17 protein-coding genes are annotated in these 26,147 nt (G+C 45.1%); 3 read left to right on the top strand and 14 right to left on the bottom strand.

What is annotated here, in order from left to right; genetic code table 11:
* Positions 1-218: 218 nt before the first annotated feature.
* From CAG60_RS02005 to hemL, 13 genes are all read right to left on the bottom strand, one after another.
* Positions 219-1,631: a phosphoglucomutase/phosphomannomutase family protein gene (locus CAG60_RS02005; RefSeq protein ID WP_161438162.1), complete on the bottom strand. Its 1,413-nt coding sequence runs from the start codon at positions 1,629-1,631 to the stop codon at positions 219-221.
* A gap of 42 nt (positions 1,632-1,673) precedes the next feature.
* A complete protein-coding gene (locus CAG60_RS02010; protein WP_161438163.1) occupies positions 1,674-4,079 on the bottom strand; it encodes a GH36-type glycosyl hydrolase domain-containing protein in 2,406 nt (801 codons plus the stop codon).
* A gap of 61 nt (positions 4,080-4,140) precedes the next feature.
* A complete protein-coding gene (locus CAG60_RS02015; protein WP_161438164.1) occupies positions 4,141-6,072 on the bottom strand; it encodes a beta-N-acetylhexosaminidase in 1,932 nt (643 codons plus the stop codon).
* A 55-nt stretch (positions 6,073-6,127) separates the two neighbouring features.
* Entirely contained in the window at positions 6,128-7,846 is a 1,719-nt protein-coding gene (locus tag CAG60_RS02020; protein WP_161438165.1) for a glycoside hydrolase family 9 protein, read from the bottom strand.
* Positions 7,847-8,000: 154 nt separating this feature from the next.
* The gene (locus CAG60_RS02025; RefSeq protein WP_004394196.1) at positions 8,001-8,996 is read right to left on the bottom strand and encodes an ABC transporter ATP-binding protein; all 996 of its coding nucleotides are present in this window, start codon (positions 8,994-8,996) and stop codon (positions 8,001-8,003) included.
* Between the two features lie 40 nt (positions 8,997-9,036).
* On the bottom strand, positions 9,037-10,020 hold the full coding sequence (locus tag CAG60_RS02030; RefSeq protein ID WP_004394193.1) for an ABC transporter ATP-binding protein: 984 nt from the start codon (positions 10,018-10,020) through the stop codon (positions 9,037-9,039).
* A gap of 2 nt (positions 10,021-10,022) precedes the next feature.
* Positions 10,023-11,048 (bottom strand): ABC transporter permease, encoded by a 1,026-nt coding sequence (locus tag CAG60_RS02035; protein ID WP_154170222.1) that lies wholly within the window; start codon positions 11,046-11,048, stop codon positions 10,023-10,025.
* A gap of 2 nt (positions 11,049-11,050) precedes the next feature.
* The gene (locus tag CAG60_RS02040; RefSeq protein WP_004394190.1) at positions 11,051-12,037 is read right to left on the bottom strand and encodes an ABC transporter permease; all 987 of its coding nucleotides are present in this window, start codon (positions 12,035-12,037) and stop codon (positions 11,051-11,053) included.
* Positions 12,038-12,257: 220 nt separating this feature from the next.
* Positions 12,258-13,928 (bottom strand): ABC transporter substrate-binding protein, encoded by a 1,671-nt coding sequence (locus tag CAG60_RS02045; RefSeq protein ID WP_004394189.1) that lies wholly within the window; start codon positions 13,926-13,928, stop codon positions 12,258-12,260.
* A 748-nt stretch (positions 13,929-14,676) separates the two neighbouring features.
* The gene (locus tag CAG60_RS02050) at positions 14,677-18,015 is read right to left on the bottom strand and encodes a hybrid sensor histidine kinase/response regulator (protein WP_161438168.1); all 3,339 of its coding nucleotides are present in this window, start codon (positions 18,013-18,015) and stop codon (positions 14,677-14,679) included.
* Between the two features lie 255 nt (positions 18,016-18,270).
* Entirely contained in the window at positions 18,271-19,293 is a 1,023-nt protein-coding gene (rsmC, locus tag CAG60_RS02055) for a 16S rRNA (guanine(1207)-N(2))-methyltransferase RsmC (RefSeq protein WP_161438166.1), read from the bottom strand.
* A 65-nt stretch (positions 19,294-19,358) separates the two neighbouring features.
* Positions 19,359-20,444 carry an AI-2E family transporter gene (locus CAG60_RS02060; protein ID WP_161438167.1) on the bottom strand — a complete coding sequence of 362 codons (1,086 nt, stop codon included), beginning with the start codon at positions 20,442-20,444 and terminating at the stop codon, positions 19,359-19,361.
* A gap of 441 nt (positions 20,445-20,885) precedes the next feature.
* Positions 20,886-22,178 carry a glutamate-1-semialdehyde 2,1-aminomutase gene (hemL, locus tag CAG60_RS02065; RefSeq protein WP_154170226.1) on the bottom strand — a complete coding sequence of 431 codons (1,293 nt, stop codon included), beginning with the start codon at positions 22,176-22,178 and terminating at the stop codon, positions 20,886-20,888.
* 588 nt (positions 22,179-22,766) lie between these two features.
* Here hemL and erpA point away from each other — a divergent pair.
* The gene (gene erpA, locus CAG60_RS02070) at positions 22,767-23,108 is read left to right on the top strand and encodes an iron-sulfur cluster insertion protein ErpA (RefSeq protein ID WP_004394178.1); all 342 of its coding nucleotides are present in this window, start codon (positions 22,767-22,769) and stop codon (positions 23,106-23,108) included.
* 71 nt (positions 23,109-23,179) lie between these two features.
* Here erpA and CAG60_RS02075 read toward each other — a convergent pair whose 3' ends face one another.
* On the bottom strand, positions 23,180-24,472 hold the full coding sequence (locus tag CAG60_RS02075) for a peptidoglycan DD-metalloendopeptidase family protein (protein WP_158138855.1): 1,293 nt from the start codon (positions 24,470-24,472) through the stop codon (positions 23,180-23,182).
* A gap of 130 nt (positions 24,473-24,602) precedes the next feature.
* On the opposite strand from CAG60_RS02075, the gene tyrS reads away from it, so the two are divergent.
* The gene (gene tyrS / locus CAG60_RS02080) at positions 24,603-25,793 is read left to right on the top strand and encodes a tyrosine--tRNA ligase (protein WP_004394176.1); all 1,191 of its coding nucleotides are present in this window, start codon (positions 24,603-24,605) and stop codon (positions 25,791-25,793) included.
* A 160-nt stretch (positions 25,794-25,953) separates the two neighbouring features.
* Positions 25,954-26,147, top strand: a 194-nt coding sequence (locus tag CAG60_RS02085) for a transposase domain-containing protein (RefSeq protein WP_202598463.1), incomplete at its 3' end; no start/stop codon positions are given.

Consider the following 26,147-nt stretch of genomic DNA (forward strand, 5'->3'; position numbering starts at 1 on the left):
TGATTTAATACCTTGAAATAAAACAATAAAGCTCAAAACTGAGTAATTGTAACAAATTGTATGATTAAGAAAGCGAGAAAGCTGTCTTGGTTTCCATTAAAAGATAGAGAGATAAAAGTGCTGGGCAGCTCGTCTTTATTTGAGAGCAAGAAGTGAAAGCACGATAGCTTTCACTTCTACATTTTGCATCCAATATACCTATTGAACGTTGACTGGATTTAAAGTTGTAAAAACGCTTTCATTTGATCGACTAATCGTTCTGCGGTGGGCTTATCGGCCATCTCGGCAAAGATTCTCAGTAAAGGTTCCGTGCCGGAAAAACGGGCAATGATCCAGCCACCGTTGGAAAAATAGACTTTCGCTCCATCTTCATAGCTGACTTTTTCTATCTCATCGTCAAAGTCTGGCAGCTGTTTTTCAACATACAGCTTATTGTACAGAGAGGCCTTTTGCTGCTGACTAAATTTACAATCCCCTTCGGCGGTGTAAGCATAACCATAGCGGCCATAGATCTCTTGCAATAATTCAGAGAGTTTTTTACCGGTGACACTGAGCATTTCAACCAATAAGCTAGAAGCAAAGACGCCGTCTTTACCTTTGATATGCCCGCGAATGGTCAAGCCCCCTGAACTTTCACCGCCAATCAAAGCATCAGTCGCCTCCATTTGTGAAGAAATATGCTTAAAGCCAACTGGAACTTCAAAGCATTGCTCGCCATGATCAGCGGCAATTTTATCCAATAGATGCGTAGTGGCAATATTACGTACTACCGAACCTTTCCAGCCTTTATATTCCAGTAAGTAATAGTAAAGCAGCATTAGCACTTCGTTGGGATGAATAAAATGGCCTTTTTCATCAATAATCCCCAGTCGATCCGCATCGCCATCGGTGCCAATGCCAATGTCATAGCCTTCATTTTTCACTAGGTGTTGCAGGCGATATAAGGTAGCGGCACTGGGCGATGGCATTAATCCGCCAAAATCAGGATTTTTCCCATCGTTGATCACATCAACATCACAGCGGCCATTGATCAGGACGGTTTGTAGTGCATTTTTCGCCACGCCAAACATAGGATCGATCAATACCCGTAAATTTGCTTTACGGATCGCGTCAATATCAATCAAGTTAATGATCGAATCGACAAAATCATTCATTGGATTAATGTTGATGATAAGTTGTTCCGCGATAGCTTGCTCAAAATCGAGCGATCGAATGTCGCTAAGCGTCAACCTTGCTGTCTGTTGTTCAATTTTTTTCGTAATAATTTCATCAGCGTCACGTCCACCGCGGATAAACACTTTAATGCCATTATAATCGGCAGGATTATGTGAGGCGGTAATGCAGGCCGAGTAAGCGCAGTCCATAACTTTTGCTTGAAACATCACCACAGGCGTGGGGACAAATTTATTAATAAAACTGACCACGATGCCATTGCCCGCAAGGACTTCTGCAAACCAGCGCCCGGCCTTATCGGATAAAAAGCGGCGATCATAGCCAATCACAAAGCCTTGCTCTGTCACTTGTTCTTGCTGAATGATGTTGGCTAGCGCTTGTGCGACGATGCGTACATTGTCTTTGGTAAACTCTTCACCAATAAAGGCTCGCCAGCCTCCGGTACCAAATTGAATCATGCTTCTCTCCTTAGAGGGGCGCAAAAATGCGCCCCAAGCTGTTTAGCCCATTGTGACGATGACTTGATTGACTGAGCCTGCTGTTTGCACCGGAATCGCCCCTTCAATCGCTTGACCGTTCAAAGTGATCGATTTCACGCCTTTAGAAACGTGATCAGGGTTTTCAACCTTGATCTGATAGGTCGCACCACGCCATTGACGGCTGACTTCAAATCCAGGCCATGAGGTTGGAATGCAAGGATCGACATCTAAGCCCTCAAAGCCAGTGCGAATCCCCAACATAAAGTTGGTGGTGGCGTAGTAAGCCCAACCTGAAGTACCGGTCAGCCAAGGATGGTTGGCTCGACCATGATCCTTATGATCGCGACCCATGATGAACTGCACATAGGAGTAGGGCTCAGCGATACGAGTTTCGATATGATCGTTTTGATTATAAGGATTGAGCGCATCGTACAATTCCATCGCTCGATCGCCACGGCCGAGTTTTGCTTCCGCCACCCATGCCCAAGGGTTAGGGTGAGAGAAAATCGCGCCATTTTCTTTTACCCCTTGGTAAACACGAGTCACAAAACCAATATCATCATTTGGGGTCGCAAAGGATGGCGCATTGAGATGCAAACCATATTGAGAGAAGAGGTACTCATACACTGCATCCATAGCTTTGATGCCACGTTCGTGGCTCACCGCACCAGACAGCACAGCCAGTGAATTGGATTCCAGATGCACTTTGCCTTCTACTTGGTCAAAAGTGCCAATCTTATCGCCATCTTTAGTCAGGCCGCGAATGTACCATTGACCTTGTTCATCCCATAAATGGGTTTCACACGCGGCGCGCACCCCGTTAGCCATGGCTTGGTATTTATCGGTGGCCGCTTCATCGTGACGGAATCGAGACAGTTCGAGGAATGCTTCTAGTGCCCAGAAGTGAAGAAAAGACACCATCGCCGATTCACCACCGCCAAGATTCAGACAGTCGTTCCAGTCGGCGCGTAGACCTTTACAAATTCCGGTTTGACCCACGTATTCGGCGGAGAAATCGAGTGCTGCCATCATATGTTGGTATACGGTGGCATCACCGCCATCGGCATAAGGAATCACTTGATCGATAAAGGCCATATCGCCAGTTTCTTTCACGTAATTTAAGATGGTCGGCACGATCCATAGGTGATCGTCAGAGCAAGTGTCTTTGATGCCGTGGATCTTATCGTCATCAGAAGGCGTTGGAACGACGGTTGGCGATTTTGATGGTTTGACATTGGCTTTTTCTGGATCAAACCAGTCTGGATCAAAAAGGTGTAAACCGTAGCCCGCTTGCACTTGACCACGCAGCAGATCAACTAAGCGTTTACGGGTCATTTCAGGGTTAGTATGAGGCACCGAGATGGCATCTTGAGCGGTATCACGATAACCAAGTCCAGTACGGCCACCCACTTCGATGAAAGAGGCAAAGCGTGACCAGACTACGCAGGTTTCCGCTTGGTAGAGCGTCCAAGTGTTAATCATGGTATCCAAGCCTGGATTAGGGGATTTGACTTGGAACTTGGCGCAGCGTTCATCCCAATGGGCTTTTATCGCTGCCAATGCTTGATCAACCTGTTGTGGATCTTGATATTTTTCACGTAGTCTGGCACCGTTACCTTTCCCGACCCCTAATACCACAGCAAAACGGACTTTTTCTCCGGGTTGGAGGACAAACTGCTTATGCAGCGCACCACAATGGTTATAGCAAGTTTGTGCGCTGTTTGAGCATCGACCTTGCTCTACCGCAATTGGGTTGGCTTCATCACGGTACATGCCGAGGAATTGGTCACGTTGACCGTCGTAGCTGTCGGCATCGAAGGTTGCGGTGAGATAATAAAAACCTAAGAAATCATCAGTGTTGTAATACAGATCGTATTCAATCACCCCTTCTTTATATTCAGTACCAGCAGAATAAAGTGACATCTGATGGTTTTGGTTATCAGATTTAATATGGCTAAAGGAAAATTCAACATAGTTGAAAGCACTGATATTCCGCGTCTCATTGGACGTGTTTTCAATCACCACATCCCACAGTTCAGCATCTTCTCCTTTGGGTACAAACAGTGTTTTGCTCGCGACGATACCTTGGTATTCGCATTTAAAGATTGAGTAAGACAGACCATGGCGAACTTCATAGTTGGCTTGGGCAAGGCTTTTCGCCACCGGCTGCCAAGAAATAGACCAAAAATCACCACTGGTATCATCACGTAAATAAACATAATGACCGGGACGATCTTGAGTAAAGTTCGGTCGAAACTTAGTGACACGATTGTACTCAGGAGAATGATAGAAAGCGTATCCGCCAGCGTTATGTGAAATCACGCTGCAGAATTTTTCTGTGCCAAGGTAGTTGGTCCACGGGGCCGGAGCATCGGGGCGAGTAATGACGTATTCGCGATTTTCATTATCGAAATAGCCGTATTTCATGATGTTTTCCTTTTCAAACACTGCTCAATGGGGCAGATAAAAAATAAAGAGTTAAGTAGATTTAGTTCTGCTGCTTTGCTTGCCATGGATGGCGATAGTCAATACCTTGCTGCTCAAGTAGCGGCAGATGACCTTTTAAACGTGTCAAATAACCGGACCAATCACGATGCTGTTTTTCGGTCCAGCCAGCTTCGGCGAGAGCGGTTAAGCGTGGATAAATCATATAATCGAGACGTGATGGGTTATTGATTCGTTCGCACCATAGGGCGCATTGAATACCGAGGATACGTTTACGCAGCGGATCGTTATCGGCGACCTCAGCTAATGGCTCATAGCCATAAGCGCGTTCTAGCGGTGTCACTCCGGCCCAATCAACACCGGGTTCTTCTGGCGCGTAATCTTGTACGATGTCTAAGTAGGTAAATTGTCCCGGTTGTAAGATCACATCAAAGCCTTGCTTGGCGCAGTGCAAAGCGGCTTTTTCCGACAGCCAAGAGTAGATCACGGTATCTTTACTGACTTTATTGCCATGGTGCGCCTCTTCCCATCCGACCATGCGTTTACCCAGTGACTTAAGTTTTTGCTCGGCATAACGCAGCAGATGACCTTGTAATTCATGGCTACTGGTATAACCATGCTCTGCCATTAAGGCTTGGCACTTAGGGCTATTGAGCCAGACACCCTCAGGGACTTCATCGCCACCGATGTGAACCCATGGGCTTGGAAACAGGGCAGCGACTTCTTCTAAAACCCGATCAATAAACTGATAGGTGCCGGGCAGAGCGGGAGAGAGCACGTTATCGGTATAATATTGAATACTGCGATAAGCTGACTTGTCTTCTCTATCGATTAACCACTCAGGGAGTGACTTGATGGCCGCGCGGCTGTGACCGGGAATATCGATTTCTGGGATGACCGTGATCCCACGCTCAGCGGCATAGGCAATCACCTCTTTGATTTCGTATTGACGATAAAATCCCCCATGACGTTCCGTGAGCGTGCTGTACTGGGGCTCTAGTTCCTCATCAACACCGCGCCATGCGCCAATGTCCGTTAGTTGCGGCAGCGATTTAATTTCAATCCGCCAGCCTTCGTCATCGGTTAAATGCCAATGAAAAGTATTGAATTTGTAGTAGGCCAGTTGATTAATTAAGCGTTTAACCGTTTCTAAAGAGTGAAAATGCCGCGCGCAATCGAGCATCATGCCTCGGTAGTCAAAGCGCGGAGCATCACTAATGGTTAAGCAGGGAAAATCGACAACCGGATCATTGTGTTGCGCGAGCTGTAATAGCGTAGCGCTGGCATACATAAAGCCAGTTTCGCTATTGGCGAAGACGCGAATGGCTTGTTGGTCGATCTCCAATTGATAACTTTGTGCATCAAGTGTTGGTTTAAGACAATAAAGGATCGGCGCGGCTTCCGCTTTATCCTCAATAGGGAATGCGTATAACGCCATCAACTGCTCTCGAAACCACTGACTGGCGTGATGAGCTTTTTCCGTTTGTATTGCGAATCCACTTTGGCGAGGTAAAGAGAGTTTGCCCTCGAATCGCTGCAGTTGATTAGGGTAGGGAATTAAACACAGCTCTGCGCACTCAACCGCCTCGACAACACTGCGCCGTTTATGGCTAGACAGCAGAGCGATGGGCGTGACGGTAACGGTTTGGCGATGAATAGTATTGGCACTTGACCATTCGATAAAAGCCTCTTTAATACCGTCGGTATAAAAGTGGAATGGTGCGGTTTTTATGCTAAATTCACAGTAAAAGTGACTATTGGCAGCTAAAATCTGGCAATTAGGCTCGATGGTGCAAAAGCTCCCTGTTTGCTGTAGCTGACCTTGAGTGAGGGAATTGGGGTCAATATAACGCTCAATCACAAAGTGTAAGCGCCAGTCAGTCAGGGGCTGATCGCTTAGATTATGCAAGGTTAAGCCAAAACGGCAATGGCTAGCTTGCTCGCTCAGCACAGCAAAATCCATTCGATAATTCATACTCTATCCTTACTGCCATTGACGTTGAGCAAGTGAGTTAAATGCGGACTCATGGTTATTCTCCTACGGAGGTAAAGTGAGCAAACTGAGTGGTCATTGCTAACAAATACCAAGCGGCATGAGGCATCCACTGCTCTGCCCAGCGCCAGTTTTGTAGCAAATCGTCTTTTTGTGGTTCAGGGTTAAAAGCGATATCTTGCTCATCATCAAATCCTGCGGTAATCCCATTGCAGATCCCGCCTTTGGCATTAAAAAAGCCCAAATCTGGTAAATAATCGGGATTATGATGGCCATGACCATCGAGCATGCAGAGGTCATAAGGATTAAGCCCTAAGATCCAATTCAGTGAATTGTGGGCTAGTGCAAGTAATGACTGACTCAGGCGGTTATCGGTAAGATAAGGCTGTACTAAATAAGCCATACTGGCTAATGAAGCGAGCCGAGCATTTTCCCCTTGCCACCAGTAACCAGTTTCGTTGTCGTGAGCCATGAAAAAAGCGCTGCGTTTTAGGCCTTTAGTGTCACATACGTATTGTCGTGGGTAACCGAAAGGATTGTGTACTTGCGAGCTAATGGTCAGTTCAAATTGACAGGCTTGAGTCACCACCTGCTGCACAACTTCGCGCTGGGTCAGTTCAGGCTCAATTGCCAGATATTCACACAGTGCAATCACAGGCAAACCAGCTTCAACCCCATGATAATAAGGGCGCGAACCGTCCTGATTGGCTGACCAAAAATGGTTATGCTGTTCATCACTCATTTGTCGAGCAGATAAACGCTGAGCCCATTGGCGAGCTTCGAGTAAATAGTCGGCTTGCTGAGTACTTTGATAGAGCTCACAACTGGCTAATAGGGCGCAATATTCATCAATGATATTTTCTTGCTGATCATCTAGATAAGCGAGATTGGCCGTTAGCAAATGTTGATAACCTCGCTGTGCTGCTTCTAGGTATTGCTGCTGAGTAAACTCGCCGTGCTCGGATAGGCGAGCCGCCGCCGCTAGCGCGGCAATCGCCACTCCTGCACCTTGACGAAAGCCAGCTTGATAATCTTCTGATTTACGCCCTTGTTGAGTGGCATAGCTACAAATTTCGCGTTGTTTGGGATCTTTACTCCACTTGTCAAATACTGTGACATAAAAAAAACCCTCGGCGTTTTGCATACGAACGAGAAAATCAGCACCAAACAACGCCTCTTCCATGAGACGAATGCGAGAGAAATCAGCAAAACCCGAGTGATGGTTTAAAAGCGCTAACCCTTTGAGCATATTCCATACCACCATAGGTGTTTGTTGTGGGTTCAAATAGTTAGCGTAAGAAAGGTGACTGAAGTATTTACTGACGTCACCAGAAGCATCGTACCAACCGCCGTGCACATCGGCAGTGAGTGAAGTGCCCAGCAGTGGTACTTGCTTATCTTGTCTATCGAATACGCCAGCACAGCGTTGTGATTTAAAATAATGCAGTACATCCGAAAAGGTACGCTGCATCAGTAGCCCAGATTGAATAGTAAAAGTGGCTGAGCGTGCGTTATCGACACAAAGATAGAATTGACCCATTTGCGTGATGGCCGAAAAATCGAGACGATGAAAATGCCCCTGATGCCAACCATCGACTTGGCCACCAAATTCAATCGCAATACGAGCCATAGTTTGATGTGTATGCGCACATACCAAGCGGGCTTCTTCAACGTAAAAAGCCGATTGATAGGTTAATAATACGGCCTGTTTAGGTCCCAACGCTTCATAACCAATGTGGTTAGTGAGTAATTGCATTCCTCTCTCCGTTAATCACGCAAAATCGTTGTTATGTTGATGATTCAATAGTTATTTATCTCCTTGCTACTTGACGCTCCAAGTTGTTTGCAGATAGCGATTCGACATTTCCTTATCGTGACCCCAAAGTCGCGAGCCAACGATAAGGACAGTATTAATGTTCAAATAAATAACAGCGCACAAAATGGTTTTCTGATAGCTGGGTTACCTCGGGCAGTTTTTCTCGGCAGCGCTCGCTGGCGTGCAGGCATCGCCCAGCAAAGGGACAGCCAACGGAGTCGGGTGTCCAGAGTGGAATTTCACCTTTATTGCCTTTGAGCTTTTCATGAATCGACTTTTTAGGATCGGGAACCGCAGAGACGAGCAACTGGGTATAAGGATGCTGTGGATCGTGAATGATCTCATCGGTGTCTCCCCATTCGACCATATGACCGACATACATCACGGCGAGATCTTCGGCAATATAACGGGCGGTGGCGATATCATGGGTGATGTAGAGTAGAGACATCTGTTTTTCAAACTTCATCTCTTGCATTAAGTTCAAGACCCCAGCACGAATCGACACATCGAGCATCGAGGTTGGTTCATCAGCGAGTACCACTTCTGCGCCAACGGCGATATTACGAGCTAAGTTGATGCGTTGTCGCTGTCCACCAGAGAGCTGATGAGGGTATTTTTCAGCGGTCTCTTTCGGCGGAATCAAACCAACCTGCTCAAGCAAATCATACACTCGCTCTTGCAGCTCTTTTTTATTCCCCGGTGTGACTTTTTTATGGATCAGTAGCGGACGAGCGATGTGATGAAAAATGGTATGGGTTGGATTGAGCGATCCAAAGGGATCTTGCCATACCATCTGCACACCCTCACGGTAGTGCATTAAATCTGAACGTGATTTAATGTTAAGAATATCTCTGCCTTTGTATTCAATCGTTCCTGAACTGGGGGCATACATCTTGGCGATCATTTTGGCCGTGGTTGATTTCCCTGAACCAGATTCTCCCACGACTGATAAGCCACGACTTTTGTACATTTTAAATGATACGTCATTGATAGCGCGCATCATCGGTTGTTTAAGACTATTGCTATTTAGTGGAAAATCCTTGACGAGATTCTTACCTTCCACCAACAGTTGGCCTAATACATTACTCATTGTTATCTCCAGAAATTCAGTTGTTTGCCTACCTCAATACTCATGCTTTTCGCTGAGCAATCGGCTCACCATAGAGATGGCAATTCGAGAAGCGTCCTTGTTCAATTAGACGCAACTCAGTGGGCACTTTGCTGCAGGCTTCATGAACGCGATCGCAGCGAGCTTGAAAACGGCAACCATGGGGAATTTCCAATAAGTTCAGTGGATTGCCAGGGATTCCTGTGAGTTTATTTTTCGGTCCGGTTAAAGGTGGGAACGAGCTGCCTAGCCCTTTGGTATAAGGGTGATAAGGGGTCTCTAAAATTTGTTTAGAAGGAGCCACCTCAATCAGTTCACCAGAGTACATAATCCCAATCCGGTCTGAGAATTCGACCATCAAAGACAGATCGTGAGTGATGAACAAAATGGCAAAGCCAAATTCCTCTTTTAACGCATAGATCTTTTGCAAGATCTCTCGTTGGACGACCACATCCAATGCAGTAGTGGGTTCATCCATAATGATCATTTTCGGATTAAGGGCTAAAGCAATCGCAATTACTAGCCGTTGACGCATCCCTCCGGAGAATTGATGCGGATAGTCATTGAGACGGCTAGGATGAATATCGACAATCTCTAATAAGCCTTCAGCACGCCGTTTCGCTTGTGAGCGGCTCATATTGGTATGACGCATGATCACGTCACAAAACTGCTCTTCCATGGTCAATACAGGGTTAAGTGCATTCATGGCACTTTGGAAGACCATCGACATTTGGCTCCAGCGAAAGGACTGCATACGTTCTTCACTGTATTGCAAAATATTTTCGCCGTTGAAGATGACTTCTCCCCCAGTAATAAATGCGGGCGGCTTATGTAAACGCATTAACGAGAAAGCGACGGTCGATTTACCACAACCAGATTCGCCAGCGAGGCCAAAGATTTCTTTTGGCGCAATATCAAAGCTGACATTATTACAAGCGCGAACATCGCCCGCATCGGTAATATAATCAACACAGAGGTTGCGGATTGAGATAATAGGTTGGGTCATGATTATTTGTCTCCGCTCCAAATGGCTTGTTGAGGTTGCATGGCTGGTTTACGCTCTTTCTGTTCTTGCTTGGCAAGCTTCTTCCAACGTTTCATGCCTTTGTGAGAACGCAATTGTGGGTTTGCTATCTCATCAACCGCAAAGTTAAGCAACGCTAAGCCAGTCACCAATAAGGTTAAAGAAAGGCAAGGAGCTAACAGTTCCCACCACGCGCCAATTAACATCGAGGAGGAGGTTTGTACGTTATAGAGCATGATGCCCCAACTGATGGTGTTTGGATCGCCTAAACCGAGAAAGGAGATGGTGGCTTCCATCATAATCGCGTACATCACCGAGCCGATAAAACTTGCCCCAACAATCGAAATCAGGTTAGGAAGAATTTCGACGAAAATGATCCGCCAAGAAGACTCACCCAGTACTTCCGCGGCTTTAACAAACTCTTTTTCACGCAGTGCCATGGTTTGTGCTCGCACGACTCGAGCGCCCCAAGCCCAGGAGGTACAACCGATTATCAGCGCGATGGTCAGTGGTCCAGCTTGACCAATGAAGGCGGCGACCACAAACAGTAAGGGGTATTGGGGAATCACCAACATGATGTTCATCGCAGCGGTAAGAAAATCATCGATTTTTCCACCAAAATAACCCGCAGAGACGCCAATAATGGTCGCTAAAAAGCATACGGTGATCCCAGCGCCAAAACCGACCGCCAGTGATACTCTTGCTCCATAGGCCACTTGCGCCCACACATCTCGTCCCATACGGGTAGTGCCGAGCACATGGTTCTCTTTTTTGGACATCGCCAAAGTTCGACGATCGTTGCCCAGATTAGTTGCTATCCAACCGTCTGGATTGGCTTTTGCGGCTTTGACGATAAAGCTTGGGTATTCATGTGGATTTCCCGTCCGTTTATCGGGTGCATGTTGAGTAATTAACGGCGCAAAAACGGCCATCAGTAAGAACAGGCTAAGAATGATCACTCCGAGCATTGCCATTCTATTACCACGAAGAAGTTTCACGAGTGCTTGCATAATTATTTACCTCCCCGGCGTAAACGCGGGTCGAGCACAACATAAAGCATGTCGGCGAGTAAGTTAAAGAACAGCATAAAGAGCGTCATGATGATCAATTGGCCTTGCAAAACCTGGTAATCTCGAGCAGTGATCGCGTTGAACAAAACCGTACCAAGGCCGGGGTAGTTGAAGATAATCTCAATAATTAATTGACCACCTATCGCCATGCCGAGTGACATTGAAAGAGCGGTGACGCTGGGTAATAGTGCATTACGAGCGGCGTAGTTAAAAACGACTCGGTTTTCACTGAGTCCTTTGCCTTTCGCCATCGTGATGTAATCTTCAGCCAACAAGTTAATCATGTTGTTGCGCATGTTGACTAAGAAGCCACCTATTTGCACGATTGAGGCACAAAGCAAAGGCAGTACAGCGTGAAATCCTACGTTTTTAATAAAGGCCCAGCTTGTCCAATCTGGAATGGTACCTGGTGTGTAAGCGTAACCAGTTGGGAACCATCTTAAGCCGATAGCAAAGGTGTACATGGCGAGCATGGCAATAACCACTTGGGGAACCGCTTGAATCACCAGCATCCCAGGGGTCACAAAAGAGTCGTAGTAACTGCCTCGTTTCCAAGCAGCAAAGATGCCGAGGATAGAGCCAATCGAAAATGAAATAATTACCGCTGTGCCAGCAAGAAATAGTGACCAACCAAAAGCACCCGCTAAAAGCTCATTAACACTTAATGGATAGAATTTGATCGATGTCCCGAGTTCCCAACTGAGGATGCTTTTCATATAAGTAAAATATTGAACCCAAATCGGTCCATCAACAAAGCCAAGCAGTTGTCTCATGGCTTCAATTCGTTCTGGTGTTACTTGTGCGGTTGCGTGTGCGAACATCATGGTCACCGGATCTCCGGGCATGGCTCGCGGTATAATAAAATTGAGGGTTGCTGCAACCAGCAACGCCGCAAAATAAAATGACAAACGTCTTAAAAAATATCCCATAACTTACCCCTTACTCACCCAGTCATCCTGATAACCCCGTGCTATTTGAAGTTGCGGTAATGTTGGCTAGCTGCAACTCCAAGCCGTTTGGTTATATTATTCAGGTCGCTCACAGAAAGTTGAGAGCGAGAAATCCCCTGACGACACGCGCCATACTTATCATTAATAAGAGAGGGGATTTTCAAGAGCGGCGCAACGAATGCGCCGCAGCAATCAACGTTTACTTAACGGGTTTTAAATCCAGTACATGTAGTAAACGCTCTGGGATACCAGCCCAAATACTTGGACGGCCTTTTGGATTTTCTTCGTTCCACCAGCCAGTAAAGCGCGTGGTGTTATATTGGTACATCCAAGCACCAGACAAAACAGGAGCGGTGACTTGATTTTCAGCGATGATCTTTTGGATCTTGTGAGCAATGGCTAGCTGTTCATTACGGTCTGCGGTTTTGTAGAAGCTATTTAGAAGACGGTCAAGCTCTTCATTTTTGAAGAAATGCATGGCAAAACGCGGCATTCCATCACCAGACTGTAGCGCTGAGTTATAACCACTATTCCAATAAGTGTAAGGATCGGCACCATGGAAGTAGTTGGTATAAGCGACATCGTAGTTACCTTCGAGCATGGCTTGGTTATAAACTGCAAACTCAGGCGTACGTGCTCGAGCTCTAATGCCCACTTCTTGTAACTGTTCAACGGCTAGCTGAACGGTGTTATTAAAATCGGTCCAGCCATTAGGCGATTGAATTAACAACTCAAAGGTTTTACCTGATGGTGTTTCGACAAAACCATTACCGTTAATATCTTTAAAGCCAGCTTTGGCGAGTAGCGCTTTGGCACCTTCGACATTGTAGGTATTGAAGCCTTTATACTTATCGTGTACCGCTTTATCTGACCATGCTTCAAACGCGTAGCCAAGACCAGAAGCAAAATCATTGACCGTACCACCACCATAGAAGGCGATATCAATGATGGTTTGACGATCCAGTGCCATTGAGAAGGCGCGACGGAAATCAACGTTAGTCAGTGCTTCTTTTTTCGCAGGATCGGCGTTTTTGAAGTTAATCATAAACGCTTGTGTTCCTGCCGCTGGATACCAGTAGTGGTGGTTTGGATTGGCCGCCGCGTAAGTACGATCGATATCGGGAACAAATGAGGATGTCCAGTCAAGCTCAGAGTTAATAATTTGTCCCAATAATTGGTCGTTATTGGCGATTTGTGGCACTCGTAAACAATCGACTTTTAAGCTTGCTGCGTCCCAGTAATTCGGGTTGCGGCACTGGATGTAAAGTTGTGGAGTAAAGGTATCAATTTCGGTAAATGGACCAGTACCAACCGGGTTTTGGTTAGTGAATGTCGTTGGCTCTTTGACATCTTTCCAGATATGTTGAGCAACAATCGGTACTTGAGCAATTTCATAAGGAACGTTGGAGTTAGCTTCACTCAAACGAAAACGCACTTTGTAGTCATTAATCTTCTCAACGCTGGTGACCCATTTATTGATACCGCGTTGATCTAATTCAGGTTTTTCTTTCACTAGATTGAATGAGAAGATGACGTCGTTCGCGCTAAAGCCCTTACCATCTGACCATTTGACGCCTTTACGAATATCGAAAGTGACACTCATTAAATCGTCAGACATAGAGAAGTTTTCGGCTAAACGCATAACGGGAGTATTACCGTGCATTTCATTAAAAATGACCAATGGTTCATAAATGAAGTCAGTAGTTGTTCTTAAATTCGTGGCAAGGTAAGGGTTAAAGTTGCGCACCATGGTTGGGTAAAAATCGGGTACGATGGTCAACTCACTGCGTGCAAACGCTGGAGTTGACACGGTTGCGGCTGCAGTAATTACGGCAGCGGCTAGGGCAGTTTTTTTTATATTGGCAAGCATAGCTGTTCCTTACTATTTGCTTTCATTTCACATACGGATATGAATAGGGTTTGAATGTCATCATCGGATTAACACTCGGCAATGACCCACCTCATGATGTTCATTAAGTCAAAGCTCAATGGCATGAGTGGCCTGTAGGTCGTTGACAGAGGTAAGGAAACACCTTACAAGGAAAATTATCAATTCTAATTCCCGTTAAAAACGTCAAAATACTCTTACTTGACGTCAGTTTTGTTAAAATGAATCTAATTGCCTCATGAGTGTTGAAATAGTAAACAGTGATTCACTTCGCAAATGAGTCAATTACGCCGTCAGTTTGTAAGTGGTTACTATCTTTCATGGTCTTTATATATATGGCGTCATCTGGTTTTTTTATTTACTGAGACCTTGCTCACTGGTGTTAAAAATAGAAATTTCACTTCATAAATTAAATCTGGCAAATTGTTGTGATTATCTTCGCAAACTTGACTTATTAGCCAGTTAAACAAGGTGCAACACTGAATTGGTTGCCGATTTAACGGAAAAATTATAGGTATAGAGAGATAAATCAGAGGGTTGTTTTGATAAGAAAATCAACGAACGTTAGCTTGATGATGATTGAGTTGGTGGCCATTAGTCGGGGGATTGCGGTCATCATACTGTAGATACCAATGAGTGGTTGAGAATTCAAACAAGCCTATTTAAATAGGCTTGTTTGATAAAGGGCCGTGATTGTTGAGACATCAAAGATTAGCCAGTGCAGTAGCGCTTAATCGCTCGTTAACAATTGCTGTAATTTATCTCGTTGTACTTCGATGTAGGTTCGCTCTGGGCCTTGCTCCTGACAGTGTTCCAATATGTAGTCAAGAGAGTTCAGCACCGTGCGCCAGCGAGGCGTTTTGGGTAGCGTTTCAATACGTAAGTACTTATCCAACGTTCGAGTTTGCAAAGTACTACGATCTAAATAGACGCGCCATAATCCACTTTGTTCAGCAAAAGTAAACTTACTTTGTCCTGTGACTTTTTCCCAGTAGTCGAGAGCGCTCGTCATCGCATCAACCAACACGGCGCGCATTAACGCCTGTTTTGATGGGGTTTCTCCGGCCACTTTTTCTGCGATGCGAGTAAATTCACCTCCTAGCTCTTTTAACTGCTGAAGTTTGTCTTTATCACCAGCAAAAGCATAGCTTGATAACGCGTCGACGGCGGTTTCCAGTTGATGGATACGATTGGCGTTAAGATTTCCACCGACATTAAAAATGTACATCGTTTTAAAACTGCTTCCTTCCGGTAAGCGAAGCACATCAGCGGAGAGGTGTTGTCTGACATCATCGATATAAATATCGATGTTCCCGCAATAATGCTCTTGCTCAACCAGTAAATATTTAGGGGCAATCAACTCTTCGGCGTTAGAGCGTTTGAGTTGATCTTGGCTGCGTTTAAATAGCTTACAGGCCGCCTCATTGGCAAAGCGGATTTTATTGTCTTCTCGTAAACACAAAATCGCTTCTGGCGCTGAATCCAGTTGCTCTAATAGTCGGCCTTGAGTTTCGAGTAAACTGGCTTCGACCATCGCTCGTTGTTTGAGCTCTTTTTGAAGTTGAGCATTTTCAATACGGCGTTGCTCTGCTTTACTGGCGCTTAAGTGAGCTTTAATTCGAGCGGCGAGTTCTTGTTTATTAAAAGGTTTTGATAAATAGTCATTGGCGCCAGCGGCAAAGCCTCTGATCCGATCATCACTTTGGGTTAATGCGGTTAGCATTATAATAGGTAGTTGCGCATGATCGTACTGCTCTCTTAATTGCTCACAGACCTGATAACCACTCATGCCGGGCATCATCACATCGAGCAGTAACAGTTCAGGTTTCTCTTTGGCAATTGCTTCAATAACCTCATGGCCATCAAGTGCTGTTCGGACACGATAGCCCTCTAGACGTAAAAAACTGTCTAATACACGCAGGTTAACCGGCTCATCATCGGCAATCAGCAGTAGAGGACCTTGTGGGTTTTCTGGTTGTTGCGGTTGAGTGAGATCGTCAATCGAGGATAATTCCGGTGCTTGAAAATGAGCAATTTGACTGCGCTGCGCTTGAGCAATTTGTTGTGAAGTCGCGAGTGGCAGCGTAAAACTAAAGGTGGTGCCGACCATCGGCTGGCTACTGACGTACAAGGAGCCTTGCATTAATTCAATTAATTGGCGGCTAATCGTCAATCCTAAACCCGCACCTTGACGATAACGGCTGCTATCGTGCCCGGCTTGAATGAGCGGTTCAAAAATATGCTCTAATTGCTCAGCAGGAATGCCTTGTCCAGTATCGACCACTTGGACTCTAACTTGATGCTCCATTGGGGTAGCTGAAATAACAATTTTTCCTTCAGAGGTATATTTAATCGCATTACCAATCAGGTTATACAGTACCTGTTCAAGTCGCTGAGCATCAGCCGATACCCATAATGGCTGATCGGCAATTTGGTTAATAATTCGTAGCGTTTTTTTACCCAGTAAATGGTGAGACAGCTCAAGTACCATTCTGGTCGCATTGGAGAGATTAACGGCCTGAGTTTCGATATCGAGATGACCATAACGCATCTTGTGATAATCGAGTAAATCATCAACAAGCTTGGCAAGACGTTGACCGCTACTGATAATAATGTCGAGTTGATAGCGGTGGGCTGCGCTGATTGGCCCATTAGCACCGGAAGTCAAAGCTTCGGCAATGCCTATCATGCCGTGTAATGGAGTACGTAGCTCATGTGATGTGGTCGCTAAAAACTCATCTTTAAGTTTGTTGGCTAATTGCAGTTCATCATTTTGTTTACGAATCAGCTGGATATTATCTTCTAACTCAATATTTTGTGATTTGATCAGTTGGATTTTTTCACGGATCGAGCGTTGCATTCTTTCAAAACTAACTGCCAAACGGCCAATTTCATCACGCCGTTGAGTATGAATGATCGGTTGATCCAAATCACCGGCGGAGACGCGTTCTGCTGCCCAAGTGAGTTTGAGTAAAGGGAGAGTAATAAAGTTAGAGAGATAGTGAGAAGCGATGACTACTAAGATGATCGCTGTTAACATCGCGAAAATAAATAATTTTTCCAGTTGTCTTACTCGGGCAAAGGCTTCTTTTTCAGGGAGTTCGACAACTAAAGCCCAATTGAGATTTTGCAAATGAATCGGCGCATAAGCGGCAATCTGTTTTTCACCGAGCGTATTCTCATAGGTTGTGACCGAGCGCGAGCCATTGAGTGCCAACTGAATCACTTCACTGCTGGTATCCACATCGGCTTGTTGATAAGCCAGCGTACGAGAACGGTGATCTTGGCCAACCAATAATGTCCTTTTGGCTGAGTCTTGATTATGATCGGCAATTAATTTGGTGATGCCATTATTCGGCAGACGGAACATGGCATAACTGTGAAGATAGCCTTGTTGAATAATGGGTGCGCCCATCCAAGCATATTGGCGTCCATTGTATTCAGCAAAATCAGACACAATGACAGGGGTATAGTCTTCATTGACCTTACGTTGCTCAGTCACTTGCTGTTCCAGTTGCTGGAAGGTTCGTCCGAGAGGTGAGTTCTGTGGATTATCGCTGAGTAGATTCGTGCCATAATACGCATGCTTGAAAATTGAATAGACCACATTACCCTGTAGATCGACGATCAGAATATCATCAAAGTCAGACCGTTTCAGTAGCTCTAGATAACTTGCATGGTAACGTTTGTGCAGTAGACGATAACGTTCACTACCTGCGTAACTACTTGATTTAGGTAAAATAGAGGTTCTGATTTGATCGCCAGAACCGGGAATATAGCGTTGTTGAGCGTGCAGACGCGCTTGCTCAATATTTTCCCCTAATCGTTGAAAGGCATTGACCAAACCGTAAAAACGTCCACCGCTGGCATAGGCAAGTTCTGAACGAACAAATCCCATCACTTCAGACTCTTTGGCGCTGAGATAATCGATAATTTGTTGCTGCTTGGTATCTCGTACAGAAATGAGATGTGAGGTACTTTGTTCTTGTAAGTCTTTACTGTGTGAATGAAGAAAGAACAAGGCTGTTACCGTTAGCGGAGTGAGGCTGACTGCCAGAAACGCTAACATCAGAGTGTTTTGTAGACGTTTAAATTTATGTTGTCGATGAAACTTAAATTTAAACAAAGGGTTATTTGTCATGGTGCTCACAGTCAACAAAGCCTTAGTGAGAAAATTGAATAAAGTGACGTGTATGAAATAACGAAATTAACGTGTTTTTTTACTTTGACAAGTAAGTTGACAGTAAACCGTGTCGGTGGGCGCAATTTTTTGATGTTACTTCCGTAAACTGTCGTTAAAAACGGCAATTTACGGACAGTAAGCTTACTTTTGGGCGTGATAAATTGAGAATTTACCCGTCTTATTTAGCGTCACACAATTACCGAATGCTTGTTCTATTAATGGTGGGTATTTGAGGAAATTATTAGCAACGACAAACAGTTGACCAGACGTGGTCAAATGATTGGGGGCTTGCTGTAATAAGGTTTCCGTTGCTCGATAGCTGGTGTCTAGCCCTGAATGAAAGGGTGGATTAGTGACAATCGATTGATAATCTTGGTCAGTATCTGAATAAACATCGGAAGCAAAGACTCGTCCCGTTAGGCCATTCGCCGCTAATGTGGCTTGGCTGGAGTGAATTGCGAGGGCGCTGATATCACACATTTCGAGTTGAATCTCTGGATTAAGTATACTCATTACACAGCCCAGAACGCCAGCACCGCAACCAAAATCAAGTACTTTGCCTTGCAGGGGAGGTAAGCTGTCGAGCAGAAGTTGACTGCCTAAATCGAATTCACCGTGGCTAAATACCCCGGGTAGGCTGCGGATAGTCAGTGTGTGTTGCTGGTAATGAACGGTATAAGATTTAAACCAATCTTCTAAATCAAAAGCAACAACAGGTTGTGTACATTGTCCCCAATAGAATGAGCAACGACGAGCAGAATCGTATTTTTTTATCGTGCCATAAGGGGCAAACAGTTTTTCGACGGCTTTTATTCCTGAGCGGTTTTCTCCCACGACGATGACTTCACACTGTGCAGGCAGTTTAGCCAACAACATGGCGAGTAAAAATTGCGCTTCCAGTTTTGCTTTTGGCCAATAAATCAGCAACAAGTCAGCCGTAATGTCGGCAGTCAACTCTGCGCCAAAATAACTTTTCACGGCAGAAGAGGTCTGTAATTGACGATAATAGCCATAGTGGGTAGTAAAAACGGTCACTGCGTCGCAGTGTTTGCTTAACTCGATGGGAAAGCTATCTTCCACCTCCCCGGCAACCAAGACTTTTTTGCCTGCGAAATAAGCGAATTGACGCTGCGTGATCTGACTTGGGGCTGTGTAATGTGACATAACAAACTCGTGGTGAACGGCAAAGAGCGCAATTTTCGCATAATCAGCGCTTGGCTTGAAGCGCTTTAGTGGCGGTCTTTTTGATTTAAAAAGCTCGCAAATTCTTCTTCATAGAGGTTAAACAGGACAATAGTAATCGCAAAAATCAGTGGTCCGTAGATAAGTCCTATCAAACCAAAGAGCTGGATCCCTCCCAATAGTGAGAAGAAGATCATTAAGGTATTCATGCCTGCGCTGCCTTGCATCAGCAGGGGACGCAATAAGTTATCAATCGAACCAACAATGGCAATACTCCAGATCAATAAGAACAATGCCCAAGCGGTATCACCAATAATAAACAAATAGAGGGTAGCTGGGATCCAAATTAAGGCGGTGCCAATTAAAGGAATAAAAGAGGCGAAGCCCATCATGGTCCCCCAAAACAGTCCGGGTAAGCCGACGATCCACATCGAAAATCCACCCGCTACGCCTTGGGCTATGGCAGTAAGAAATGACCCCATGATAGCGGATTTCGATACCTGCTGGATTTCATGCAGTAATTTGTCTTCTTGGCTACGGGATAACGGCAAGATGTGTCGCAGTACATTAATGATCTTATCGTGATCGCGGAGCAGGAAAAACAGCACAAACAGCATTAAGAAAAAGTTCATGACTAAATGCGTGACGTCACCAACGATTTTGGCGCTAATGGTCACCAGACTGCTGCCGAAAGAGGTGGCGAATTGAGCGGTTTTTTGGGCGATTTGCTGAGGTGTTACTTCATGAAAGGGGAGATATTGGTTGGTAAACGTAAGTGTTTTAATGATCAAAGGGTGACTAAGCGCCGTTTGAATGCCACCTTCATTCCCCCAGTGATAGAGCGTTTGTGCAAAGCGAGCACCTTGTTGGACGATGGCTGAAAAAACCAATATCGACGGTATCACAATAATAAACGTCAAAATAATACACGAGAGTAGGGCAGTAAGATTTTTTTTCTGAGCTAGACGATATTCTAAGCGTTGATGAATCGGGAAAATCAATAGCGATAGAATAAATGCCATCATGATCGCATTACTATAAGGTTCAATCAGTTGATAACAGCTGAATACGGCGATGCATAATGCGCCAATCAAGACCCAATGGTTGACGGTAAGTCTAGTTTTATCGGACACGCTAGTGGCCCCTTTCTACTGGTTGATTTTCTATGTCAGGATGTCGGATATCAGTGAGCGATGGACAGAATCATTAGAACCATTATCTATTTACTAACACCATCGTCATAAACAGATAAATGACATAGAGTTAGTTTCGATTTCGTTGTGACACTGTCTATAATGGCTTGGATTGCGTATTTGGGCAATGGGAGAGATAAAAATGGGTTGTTGTGAAAAGAAATCTTGCTGCGCGACGAAAACCTCATGGGTTCAACGTATACCTTGGACGATGATTTTGCTTGCTTCACTTGCCATATTAGTGATGTTTTTTTGGCACTAACGGCAGTAGACGTTGTGGGTTTTCTGCCTACATAGTAGGGGTGTTGAATATTCGCAATGAATGGCATGGCGAAAAATCAATACCCCTCAGTTCAATAAGTTAAATCCGATATATGTTAATTAGCCTTCTTGAGCTAACTGAGCGAAGCTGCGGTCAGCGGCTTCTAAAGTAGCTTCTATTTCTCGGCTACCGTGGGCTAAAGAGGTAAAGCAAGCTTCAAATGCTGATGGCGCAAGATAAACACCGTATCCTAACATTAAGTGGAAGAAGCGTTTGAAACGTTCAATATCGCATTTTGCTACCTCTTCGTAGCAGGTTACGCTGGGTTGGTCGGTAAAGAAGAAGCCGAACATGCCACCGACCTGATTAACGACCAATGGAATAGCGTGCTTATCGGCGAGCTGTTTAAAGCCATCGGCCAGTTGTTTGGTTTTAGCGGCTAAATTTTTCTCATTACCTTCTTGTCTTAATAGCGACAGACAAGCGTAACCCGCTGCCATGGCAATCGGATTGCCTGAAAGCGTACCTGCTTGATAGACGGGGCCTGTTGGAGCAATGTATTGCATGATTTCTTTACGACCACCAAAAGCTCCCACAGGCATTCCTCCGCCAATCACTTTACCTAAAGTGGTTAAGTCGGGATGGATATTGTAGTGAGCTTGTGCTCCTCCAAGGGCAACACGAAAGCCAGTCATTACTTCATCAAAGATCAATAACGCGCCTTCTTGATCACAGATTTCACGTAAACCTTCATGGAAGCCAGCTACTGGAGGAATGCAGTTCATATTCCCCGCGACTGGCTCAACGATAATACAGGCGATTTCACCAGGATGCGCCGCGAACAGCTCACGTACGGATTGTAAATCATTAAAACGGGCAGTGAGTGTGTGTTTAGCGAAATCAGCGGGAACGCCTGGTGAACTCGGTTGGCCGAGGGTTAAAGCTCCTGAACCGGCTTTGACTAATAGGCTATCGGCATGGCCGTGGTAACAGCCTTCGAACTTTAGGATTTTATCCCGTCCGGTATAACCGCGAGCTAAACGAATGGCACTCATGGTTGCTTCTGTGCCAGAACTGACCATGCGCAACTGTTCCATGGAAGGGACCAGTTCAGAGACCAATTCTGCCATAGTGATTTCCATTTCCGTCGGCGCGCCAAAGCTGAGACCTCGCTGAGCGGCATGGATTACGGCATCGCGGATCACGGTATGATTATGACCAAGGATCATTGGGCCCCATGAGCCAACATAATCAATGTAGGCTTTACCATCGGCATCAAAAATCAGTGCGCCATCAGCACGGTCGATAAAAATGGGTGAGCCACCTACACCGCTAAAAGCGCGCACCGGAGAATTAACGCCGCCTGGGATTTTGATTTGCGCCTTTTGATACAGATCTTCTGATTTGGTCATTGAGAATTCCTCTTAATATTGGTTAGGGCATGTAGACCTTTGTCGCTGAGGATATGTTTACCCTAAAAGCGATGATAAAGCGTAATCCTCTCGTCGCGATATCAGACAGTTTATACTTTGCCCACGGCAAACTATGGCTGCGTTGGCGGTATTTGTGTCGCTCAATCTCGCTATATTCATGGGAATAAAACGGCTTATCATTCAGCGGCAACGCTTCGTTTTTTGATCGCTCTATCGAATAAACGTTGACGTTGAAAGATTAATCTACCCTAAGATTCATTGCGTGGAGCATTGTACGCTGCTCAGTGATGAGACGAAATCTTTTCCCTCAATTTATAACATTTATCGGTCTACTCAGTGCAAAATGGTGGCATTGCCGATAAAAATCGTTACTCTTGCACGGCGATAGATGCTTATCGTTTTTTCCCTGAATGCCTACGATTTGGTGGAAGAGGAATGACTGGAGCGGTGAGATTGTTCGGCTAATACTTGAACGAAACAGTCAGGTATTAGATAATCATCAGATTAGAAAAAATAAACATGCTCATCAACAAGTAATGAGTATTGACACCAATGAGAGAGGTCGTCGTGAGCGAAGTCAATGTACCCTTAACTTTTTCTGATGCCGCTGCAACGCGAGTACGCACATTAATTGAAGAAGAAGAAAATCCCCAGTTGAAATTGCGTGTTTATATTACTGGTGGCGGCTGTAGCGGTTTTCAATATGGTTTTACGTTTGACGAAAGTGTTAACGAGGGGGATACCACCATCGAAAATAGTGGCGTTACTTTAGTGGTTGACCCAATGAGTTTACAGTATTTGATTGGCGGTGTGGTGGATTATACCGATGGGTTAGACGGCTCGCGCTTTTTCATTAATAACCCTAATGCGACAACGACCTGTGGTTGTGGGGCGTCATTCAGCGTTTAAAATCTATCTCTGTTAGAGAACCATCCAGATTAAAAAGCCCTTATGATATCAATAAGGGCTTTTTTGTAGGGTTAAGGGGTTGCGTAGAGTAATTGCCCATAACGCGATAAGGTATCAAGGCGAATTTTAGCATTAGCTAAAAATGTTGCTTTTGCTTGTCCGGTCAAGGATTTTGATTGAGGAAGATCGACGGTGCGTGGATCTTTATGAACGCCATTAACCAGAAATTCGTAGTGTAAATGAGGGCCTGTGACCCGTCCTGTTCCGCCTAATGTACCAATTACTTGACCTTGGCGAACCCGCTCACCGGTCTTCACTGTGCGTCGAGTTAGGTGGAGGTATTTGGTTAAATAGGTATTGCTGTGGCGAATAAAGACATAATGACCATTAAATTGGTTATAGCTAGAGCGTTCGACCACGCCGTCACCAGCGGCCCAAATTGGGGTGCCTACAGGCGCAACGTAGTCTGTACCTCGATGTGCCCTTAGTTGGCCTGTAACTGGATGAAGGCGGCGAGGGTTGAAGTTTGATGATACGCGCCGAAAATCCAGCGGTGCACGTAGAAACGCTTTTTTCATTGCTCGGCCAGTTTCATCGTAATACTGCCCAGTATGATCATCCAAAATGGCCGTAAAGGTTGTGCCTTGGTTAGTAAATTGAGTGGCGATGATTCGCCCTCGCCCTACGACTTCACCTTCGACTATTTTCTCTTCAAACAGTAAGCGAAAATGATCTCCTGAGCGAATATCTAACGCAAAATCGATATCCCAACCAAAAATGCCCGCTAATTCCATAATTTGGTTAGCTGTTAAGCCCGCTCCTCTTGCCGCATTCCAAAAGTTTGAGGTGATTTCCGCTTGAGCGTAATTGTATTGATAAAAAACCTCTTTCTTATCAAACCGAGCAGAAAAACCAGAATCGGTGCGCGTGATATCAAAAGTTTCATAAGGCGTAATACGCCGTTTAAGTTGAATCAATTGGTTATTGTCATCAAACCCAAATTGCAACTCATCACCGGGGCGTAAACGACTCAATTGCTGGTTGATTTGTGGATCACTGGACGTTAATTCATGCAATAAGCGAGCGGAGAGGCCAAGACGTTGAAAAAGAAGTGCTGCACTTTCTCCCGAATTCACTTTATGCGTTTCCCAGCGGAGTAAAGCGGAAGGCAATACCGTACTACCTGGAGCTAATGCTTCCCGGTCAATAGTCAAAGGATAGTGACGACCAATTTGGAGTCGCTCTGGGTGGTTTCTTAATGCTTCCTGATCCGGGAGGAAAAATAACGCGATAACAATCACCGCACTAAAAAAGGCAATACATGCCTGATGCACCCAGGGAAGACGAGCAAAAATCGCTAGCATACTCGTGTTCGTTCAATCATTCGTGAATAAAATCGTTATTTGGTTAGTCTAACTGGTTTCAAAAGGCATCGCTATTCAAGTAAGATGTCAAACTATTAAATTTTTGCCAAATCTGTGGGAGTGAACAAGAATGGCGAGTATTGAAGCGGCGTTAGCTGAGATTAAGCGTGGTGTTGAAGAGTTAATTCCAGAAGAGGAATTAATCGCAAAACTGAAAGAAGGTCGTCCTTTGCGGATTAAGCTTGGGGCAGATCCAACGGCACCAGATATTCATTTAGGTCATACGGTGATCTTAAACAAGCTGCGCACTTTCCAAGATTTAGGCCATGATGTTACTTTCTTGATTGGTGACTTTACGGGAATGGTCGGTGACCCAACCGGTAAAAATACCACTCGTCCGCCGTTGACGCGCGAAGATGTTCTACGTAACGCGGAGACTTATAAGCAGCAAGTGTTTAAGATCCTTGATCCGGCAAAAACGAAAATTCAGTTTAACTCTGAATGGCTGTCTGAGCTCGGTGCTGAAGGGATGATCCGACTCGCCGCTAACCAAACCGTAGCGCGAATGTTGGAACGGGATGATTTTAAAAAGCGCTACACAGGCGGTCAACCGATTGCCATTCATGAGTTTATGTACCCTTTACTGCAAGGTTATGATTCCGTGGCGATGGAAACCGATGTTGAATTAGGGGGCACGGATCAGAAGTTTAATTTGCTGATGGGACGAGAGCTGCAAAAATCACATGGTCAGAAGCCTCAAGTGGTATTGATGATGCCACTACTGGTTGGCTTAGATGGCGAAAAGAAAATGTCTAAGTCTGCGCACAACTATATTGGGGTAAGCGAAGCGCCAAGCGAAATGTTTGGTAAAATCATGTCAATCTCTGACGATTTGATGTGGAGTTATTATGAATTGTTGTCTTTCCGTCCTTTAGCGGAAGTCGAGCAATTTAAAGCCGATGTGGCAAACGGTGCTAACCCAAGAGACGTTAAAATTCTACTGGCTAAAGAGATCATCGCTCGTTTCCATTCACAAGCGGACGCTGATGCGGCAGAACAAGAATTCATTAATCGTTTTCAAAAAGGTGCTCTACCTGATGAAATGCCAGAGTTTACCTTTGCTCAAGGAATCGCGATTGCTAACTTACTCAAAGAGGCTGGGCTGGTGGGCTCCACTTCGGATGCGATGCGTATGGTGAAACAAGGCGCGGCTAAGCAAGACGGTGAAAAGCTCGATGATGCGAAGTGCATTCCAGCGGTCGGAACTTATGTCTATCAAGTTGGTAAACGTAAGTTCGCACGAGTAACCATTGAGTCATGATTTTTGACAAGCTTTGATGTTGCCAAAGCATGAGTTATCCTCAATAAACAAAAAGCGCCGTTAGGCTAATGCCGATCAGTTAAGAGATAAATGATCGGTTGAACGATCCTACAGATGGCTTATAAAGGCTCTAAGTTCCTAAAACTTTGAGCCTTTTATTTTGCAATTAACTACAGCCCTAACACTCGCCAAGCGTTACGCCCCCAATACTGAACAACTTGGAAAACTCAGTGACATTCTTTGTCCTGATTTCATCAACCAATGCTTAGAAGCTTCCGGTGTGGCCACTATTCGTAAACGTCGTATCCCTCTCGACATGGCCGTTTGGGCGGTCGTTGCTATGTCGCTTTACCG

It is taken from the genome of Vibrio sp. V33_P6A3T137 (assembly GCF_009904835.1).
Classification (GTDB): Bacteria; Pseudomonadota; Gammaproteobacteria; order Enterobacterales; family Vibrionaceae; genus Vibrio; species Vibrio metschnikovii.

Coding starts and splice junctions, on each gene's coding strand:
- hemL (WP_154170226.1), bottom strand. CDS start 22,178: ATGACCAAATCAGAAGATCTGTATCAAAAGGCGCAAATCAAAATCCCA.
- CAG60_RS02005 (WP_161438162.1), bottom strand. CDS start 1,631: ATGATTCAATTTGGTACCGGAGGCTGGCGAGCCTTTATTGGTGAAGAG.
- CAG60_RS02075 (WP_158138855.1), bottom strand. CDS start 24,472: ATGCTAGCGATTTTTGCTCGTCTTCCCTGGGTGCATCAGGCATGTATT.
- CAG60_RS02015 (WP_161438164.1), bottom strand. CDS start 6,072: ATGAATTATCGAATGGATTTTGCTGTGCTGAGCGAGCAAGCTAGCCAT.
- CAG60_RS02010 (WP_161438163.1), bottom strand. CDS start 4,079: ATGAAATACGGCTATTTCGATAATGAAAATCGCGAATACGTCATTACT.
- tyrS (WP_004394176.1), top strand. CDS start 24,603: ATGGCGAGTATTGAAGCGGCGTTAGCTGAGATTAAGCGTGGTGTTGAA.
- rsmC (WP_161438166.1), bottom strand. CDS start 19,293: ATGTCACATTACACAGCCCCAAGTCAGATCACGCAGCGTCAATTCGCT.
- CAG60_RS02035 (WP_154170222.1), bottom strand. CDS start 11,048: ATGCAAGCACTCGTGAAACTTCTTCGTGGTAATAGAATGGCAATGCTC.
- CAG60_RS02020 (WP_161438165.1), bottom strand. CDS start 7,846: ATGCAATTACTCACTAACCACATTGGTTATGAAGCGTTGGGACCTAAA.
- CAG60_RS02030 (WP_004394193.1), bottom strand. CDS start 10,020: ATGACCCAACCTATTATCTCAATCCGCAACCTCTGTGTTGATTATATT.
- CAG60_RS02040 (WP_004394190.1), bottom strand. CDS start 12,037: ATGGGATATTTTTTAAGACGTTTGTCATTTTATTTTGCGGCGTTGCTG.
- CAG60_RS02045 (WP_004394189.1), bottom strand. CDS start 13,928: ATGCTTGCCAATATAAAAAAAACTGCCCTAGCCGCTGCCGTAATTACT.
- CAG60_RS02025 (WP_004394196.1), bottom strand. CDS start 8,996: ATGAGTAATGTATTAGGCCAACTGTTGGTGGAAGGTAAGAATCTCGTC.
- CAG60_RS02050 (WP_161438168.1), bottom strand. CDS start 18,015: ATGTTAGCGTTTCTGGCAGTCAGCCTCACTCCGCTAACGGTAACAGCC.